Annotated in this window: 5 protein-coding genes and 1 pseudogene; 3 read left to right on the top strand and 3 right to left on the bottom strand. The window is 58.7% G+C overall.

Annotated elements, in window-relative coordinates:
• The first annotated feature begins 31 nt into the window (after positions 1–31).
• Positions 32–928, top strand: a complete 897-nt coding sequence (locus tag GEU01_RS19505) for a fructose bisphosphate aldolase (RefSeq protein ID WP_019087400.1) — start codon at positions 32–34, stop codon at positions 926–928.
• A gap of 203 nt (positions 929–1,131) precedes the next feature.
• Here the strand turns inward: GEU01_RS19505 and GEU01_RS27645 are convergent, their stop codons facing one another.
• Together GEU01_RS27645 and GEU01_RS27790 are read right to left on the bottom strand one after the other, a co-directional pair.
• Complete coding sequence (locus tag GEU01_RS27645) at positions 1,132–2,133, bottom strand: helix-turn-helix domain-containing protein (RefSeq protein ID WP_456303525.1); 1,002 nt, start codon at positions 2,131–2,133, stop codon at positions 1,132–1,134.
• Positions 2,134–2,432: 299 nt separating this feature from the next.
• A pseudogene (locus tag GEU01_RS27790) lies at positions 2,433–2,510 on the bottom strand (helix-turn-helix domain-containing protein); the annotation flags it as partial.
• Positions 2,511–2,840: 330 nt separating this feature from the next.
• Between GEU01_RS27790 and GEU01_RS19495 the strand changes: the two are divergent.
• Together GEU01_RS19495 and GEU01_RS25980 are read left to right on the top strand one after the other, a co-directional pair.
• Positions 2,841–3,767, top strand: coding sequence for an AMP-binding protein (locus tag GEU01_RS19495; protein ID WP_019087399.1), 927 nt, complete (start codon positions 2,841–2,843; stop codon positions 3,765–3,767).
• Positions 3,768–4,179: 412 nt separating this feature from the next.
• Positions 4,180–4,389, top strand: a complete 210-nt coding sequence (locus tag GEU01_RS25980; protein ID WP_155820443.1) for a hypothetical protein — start codon at positions 4,180–4,182, stop codon at positions 4,387–4,389.
• 48 nt (positions 4,390–4,437) lie between these two features.
• Here the strand turns inward: GEU01_RS25980 and GEU01_RS23445 are convergent.
• A partial coding sequence (locus tag GEU01_RS23445; RefSeq protein WP_019087398.1) for an IS5 family transposase occupies positions 4,438–4,843 on the bottom strand: 406 nt, incomplete at its 5' end.

Here is a 4,843-nt window from a genome sequence, read left to right as displayed (position 1 = left end):
TATATAAATACTGAACATAGGATAGATAGAAATGCCTGTTGAGCAGATGCGCAAGAACATGTCGGAGAACGCGGGTTTCATCGCGGCCCTGGACCAGAGCGGGGGATCAACACCGGGGGCGCTGCGGCATTACGGCATACCGGACAGCGCCTACAGCACCGATGCGCAGATGTTTGCCCTGATGCACGAAATGCGGGTCAGGGTCATTACCGCCCCGGCCTTCACGGGCAAAAGCATCCTCGCCGCCATCCTGTTCGAGCAGACCATGAACGGGCTGGTCAAGGACACGCCGGTTCCCACCTACCTGTGGAAGGAAAAGGGCGTCGTCCCCTTCCTGAAGGTGGACAAGGGGCTGGAGGCCGAAGCGGGCGGCGTGCAGATGATGAAGCCCATCCCCAACCTTGAGCCCCTGCTGGACCAGGCGATCAGCAAGGGCATCTATGGCACGAAGGCGCGTTCGGTCATCCGCCTGGCCGAGCGTGAGGGTGTCGCCGCCATCGTGAAGCAGCAGTTTGCCCTGGCCGAGCAGATTGCCGCCCGTGGCCTCGTGCCCATCATGGAACCCGAAGTCCTGATCAAAAGCCCGGACAAGGCAGGGGCGGAAGCCCTGCTGCATGACGAACTGCACCGTGGGCTTGATGCGCTGCCCGGTGACTACCAGGTGATGATCAAGGTCTCGATCCCCGAAAAGGCCGATCTTTACCTTGACCTGATCAGGCACCCGCGCGTGCAGCGCGTCGTGGCGCTGTCCGGTGGGTATCCACGTGATGAAGCGTGTCAGCGGCTGGCGAAAAACCATGGCATGATCGCCAGTTTCTCACGCGCGCTGCTCGAAGACCTGCGCTACACCATGACGGATGCGGAATTTGACGCAGCCCTCGCGAAGTCCATCGAACAGATCTTCAGGGCATCGACGCAGAAGGCCTGATGACCCCGTTTCCCTGTCCCCGCGAATACGATGGGGACAGGATATATGACAGGCGGCTTCCGGTATCACGGAAGCCGTTTTGCATTTGTCCCACTGAAATTATAAAAGTTTTTGGTGAAGCTTTTTTCAAAAAGCTTCGAAAGACGTCGCCTTTTTGAAAAAAGGCGACACCCAAAAAACACCCTTATCATTTCAGACAGCCTTTACAATGCCGTGCGATAGGGCGCGATGCCACGTCCCTCGTTATCAATATCGACACGGTGCCCGACCATCGGCAGCGCGCGGTGATGGCAGTTTTCGCGCGTGCAGGCACGGCAGCCCGGCCCGATGGGAATGATCATGCGCGGGTCATGCAGGTCCAGCCCGGCGGAATAGACAAGGTGCCGGGCGTCCGCAATCGAACAGCCCAGAACCACAGCCGTAAGGCGCGGGCGGTCAAGGTAGGATATGCTGCTGCGCCCCACTGTCCGCGCGATGTTGAGGTACAGCGCGCCATCGGTCGTCTGGGATAGCTGGACCTGCACCTGCTGGGGCGTGCTGAAGGCGCGGAAAATATTCCATAGCGGGCAGGGGCCGCCGAAACGGGACTGGGTAAAACGGTTCGCGCTGAAGCTTTTCAGGATATTGCCCGCGATATCCGTCTTGAGGAAGTAGAACGGAATCCCCTCGCTTCCGGGGCGTTGCATGGTGCTCAGCCGCTGGCAGGCCTGTTCGAAACTGACCCCGAAATGGCGCTGCAACCGTTCCAGGTCATGGCGCACGTCACGGGCGGTTGTCCGGAAACGTTCATAGGGCAGCAGCAGCGCACCGGCGAAATAATTGGTCAGGTAGACGCGCGCCAGTCCCCTTGCTTCGGTTTCATGCAGGCGGGAACGGCGGATCGTGCGGGCAAATACCCCCTGGTGTTCAAGCTGCCCCAGTGCCTGCGCCATCCAGAACGTGCTGCTTTCCGACGGGATGATGCGTGACAGGAACAGGGTGCGGTGCCGTCGGTCCATGTGCCACATCAGGCCCTTCTGCCCCAGGCCAAGGTCGATTTCGGTGCGGATGCCATGCCGGTCCAGAAGGTAGCGGGTCAGTTGTTCGCCCGGATTGCCTGCATCAAGCCGCATCTGTTCGGCCTGCCGTTCGGCCGTGCGGTCCACCTCATCAAAATAGTTGCGCTGGGCCTGCACCCAGTCATTGACGGCTTCGTAGGGTTCCACCCGGTCGGGCGCATCCCGCACCCCGCCGTGTTGCGGCAGGNNGGGCCGATCAGGGGGGCGGCCGTATGTTCCTGCCGTAGCAGATAGGCGCGATAGAGCCGGATGAACTGCGCGCACAGGTCGGGTGCCACGCGCATCGCCGCCTGAATGCTGTCCAGCCTTACCGCATCGGCATCAAATACCGGATCAGCCAGTATTTCACGCAATGCCTGTATGCCGCGCGTTTCTTCAGTATCGCTGAAATAATCCACGCCAACGGAAAAGATCTCACACAGCGCATCAAGCAGCGTCAGCGGCAGGGGGCGGGCGTCATGTTCGATCTGGTTCAGGTAACTGGCGGATATGTCCAGCTTCCGGGCCAGTGCGCTCTGTGTCATGCCGACACGGGTGCGCTGGTGGCGGATACGCGATCCGGTAAAGGTCTTGGTGGCGGGTTTCTTCATCTTTGCAATCTTTGCAATCCGCTTCGTGGTGTTCACTCTTTTAAACGGCAAAACGTCTTCCGTTTGCAACCGGGATTTGTCACAGTCCCCATCAACAAAAACAAGAGCAGTAAAGACGAACGCCAGGGTCGGGCAAGAATAAACATAATAACTGCCGTTTCAGGCACCCGATACCCCGGGGCGATTGACATGCAACATCGCCGTTGACTGACTGCAGCCCTGCATGGCGCTTCGCGCGTGCACTGAACGCCAAGGAACACGACCATGACCCATATGATGCATGATGACGTTTCCATTCTGTCAGCCCCTGCCATGGGGCGGGCATTTCCACCAATGACGGGCCATGCCGTCCTTCATGGCATGTCATCGTCGCCCGCGCACGGGCAGCGCATGCTGAATATTTCCGCCCTGTGCGTGGACCGCCATCTGGGGGACCATGCGGACAGGCCCGCCATATCCGGGCAGGGAACCGATACGCAACCCGTGTCCTATCGCGACCTGCATGAACGTGTCTGCCGCCTTGCCAATGCCCTGACGGACCAGGGGGTGCAGCGTGGCGACACGGTGGCGATCCATCTGCCCCTGATGGTGGAAAGCGTGGTTGCCGTCCTGGCATGCATCCGTATTGGCGCGGTGCATGTCGTGCTGCCAGCCGTGCTGGGCGCGCCAGCCTTGGGCGAACGCCTGGCTGATTGCGGTGCGGTTGCCGTGCTGACAGGGAATGGAACCGGCTACGACACTCCCCTGAAGGCCACGTTGGACAAGGCATTGCACGCGGCAGGTTCCCGTTGCCGGGTCAGGCTGGTACTGATCGTTACGGCAGGGGATGCGGAAATCATGATGAAGCCGGGACGCGATCATCACCATGATGCCGTCGTGGACTGGTACGAACCTGATTACCCGCCCGAGGCCATGTATGAAGACGACCCGCTGTTCCTGCTCTATCCCGCGGGCAGGACAGGCCGGTGTCACGGCGTGACGTATACGGCAGGGGAGTATGGCCGCCTGATATCCTATGCAATGGGTATGCTGTCACCCCCCTCTGGCGATGCCGGCATTCCCGGCATCCTGCTTGCAATGGCATGGAATACGGGACAGACCGCCCTGATCGTGGGGGTGCTGGCAAAAGGGGACGCCATTACAATTCATGGACATGCCCGTACGGCTGCGATGCCGGCCAACTGTTTTTAAACAGTTCTGGTCGCAAATTCCGGAACGTGAAAATCAATGCCTGCGCCTCTCCGTTTCTTACGGAGAGGCGCTATCTGTTAAGGTGCCGTGAATATCAACCAGTCATGATTACTGTATCAGGCTAAGCTTTTTGCTCCGGGACCGTTCCGCCCATCTTACATTGTCTTCACGGATAATTTCTTCACCAACTGGGTGTCTTTGACCGGATCTTCGTCGCCCTGACAGAACAGACAGGCCGTTCAAAGCGCCTGATGATCGATGCGACACACCTCAAGGCGCACCGGACATCGGCCTCCCTGCTCCAAAAGAGGTTTTTCCCCGCCATATCGGGCGGACAAAAGGTGACCTAAACTCAAAACTCCATGCCGTGTGCGATGGTCTGGGCCGCCCTGTCCGCCTTATGGCGCATGCGATGGCGCTGGCGATTGGACAGACCAAAAACCGGGACCGTCCTGACTGGAAGATCAGTCTATTAGGAAATATTTCCCATAATCATGTCGGGTATTCACCTGCTTTTTTTGCAGGGGGCTGCGGCACGGTCTGCAAATGTCTGGGTGCCGATCCGTACATTCCTGAATATACACCGGATATCAAGAATATTCCCCGATATGGTTACGGTTAGGTAATTACCATTATCTGGCGCCGGACCTGTCTGATACGGTTTATTACATCATGAAACCTTAGAGCCCGATCCGAAAGTTTTCCAAGCTTGACAATGCCTTGCTGTCCGTCGTGTGAGCATGCGGATCGAGGCGATCAATGTCCACGCGGTTGAGGAAGCAATGGACTTTTCCCAATCTTTGGCGAGCCGCCTGCACCGTCCCAGCCAGGCGAATGTCCGTTCAACCACCCAGCGGCGAGGCAAGATCTGAAAGCCCTTCGCCGTATCGGACCGCCTGATGATTTCGACCGTCCATTTTCCCATGGAGGCGAGCGCGGATCGCAATTTGTTGCCAGCATAGCCGCCATCAGCAAAGATGTGGCGCAGCCAGGGAAAGCGCCTGCGTATTGCCGCCAGAACATCAACCGCCCCATCACGGTCCTGGATGTCGGCGGCATGAACGAGGAGAAAGATC

Source organism: Komagataeibacter europaeus LMG 18890 (assembly GCF_000285295.1).
GTDB lineage: Bacteria > Pseudomonadota > Alphaproteobacteria > Acetobacterales > Acetobacteraceae > Komagataeibacter > Komagataeibacter europaeus.
Note: the sequence above shows the minus strand (reverse complement) of the source record. Positions and strands in the feature narration are given on the sequence as shown.

Excerpts from the sequence above, each read along its gene's own strand:
- GEU01_RS25980 (WP_155820443.1), top strand. The coding sequence starts at position 4,180 with ATGGCGCTGGCGATTGGACAGACCAAAAACCGGGACCGTCCTGACTGG.
- GEU01_RS19495 (WP_019087399.1), top strand. The coding sequence starts at position 2,841 with ATGACCCATATGATGCATGATGACGTTTCCATTCTGTCAGCCCCTGCC.
- GEU01_RS19505 (WP_019087400.1), top strand. The coding sequence starts at position 32 with ATGCCTGTTGAGCAGATGCGCAAGAACATGTCGGAGAACGCGGGTTTC.